General features: G+C 47.0%; 1 protein-coding gene and 1 pseudogene. Both read left to right on the top strand.

Translation table 11 applies throughout. From position 1 onward, the window contains the following. Positions 1 to 319, top strand: a pseudogene (locus RAC86_RS39220) (acetyl-CoA carboxylase carboxyl transferase subunit beta); the annotation flags it as partial. Further along, on the top strand, positions 304 to 900 hold a 597-nt coding region (gene accA, locus RAC86_RS39215; protein ID WP_377887010.1), incomplete at its 3' end, for an acetyl-CoA carboxylase carboxyl transferase subunit alpha. The pseudogene RAC86_RS39220 and the gene accA, both read left to right, overlap by 16 nt.

Below are 900 nucleotides of genomic sequence, written 5' to 3'. Positions count from 1 at the left end.
GTTAAAACTGTTCAGTGAAGAACAGGGTCTTATTATTTCAGTAATGACGCATCCGACTACCGGGGGCGTATCAGCAAGCTTTGCATCCCTTGGCGATTACAATTTCGCTGAGCCTGGCGCGCTGATCGGTTTTGCCGGAAGACGGATTATTGAACAGACAATAGGAGAAAAACTGCCTGAGGACTTCCAAACGGCTGAATTTTTATTAAAACATGGACAGCTTGATGCGGTTATTCATCGCGACGATATGAAAAAAACGTTAGAAAATCTGCTGGATATGCATCAAACAGGAGGTGACATTGAGTGGCTCCAAGATTAGAATTTGAGAAACCGGTGATTGAACTGCAAACCAAAATCGCCGAACTAAAAAAATTCACCCAAGATTCCGATATGGATCTAAGTGCGGAAATCGAACGGCTCGAAGACCGTCTCGCTAAGCTTCAGGATGATATTTACAAAAATCTGAAGCCATGGGACCGGGTTCAAATCGCGCGTCTGGCGGACCGTCCGACAACTCTTGATTATATCGAACACCTGTTTACCGACTTTTTTGAATGTCACGGAGACAGAGCGTACGGGGACGATGAAGCCATTGTCGGCGGGATTGCGAAGTTCCACGGCCTCCCTGTAACGGTAATCGGGCATCAGCGCGGCAAAGACACGAAGGAAAACCTAGTCCGCAATTTTGGGATGCCGCATCCTGAAGGCTACAGAAAAGCGCTTCGTCTGATGAAACAGGCTGACAAATTTAACAGGCCAATTATCTGTTTTATTGATACGAAGGGGGCATACCCTGGACGAGCAGCTGAAGAAAGAGGACAAAGTGAAGCTATTGCCAAAAACCTGTTTGAGATGGCCGGCCTTCGAGTGCCTGTTATCTGCATCGTCATCGGTGAAGGT

This window comes from Bacillus sp. LR_5 (genome assembly GCF_042709275.1).
Note: the sequence above shows the minus strand (reverse complement) of the source record. Positions and strands in the feature narration are given on the sequence as shown.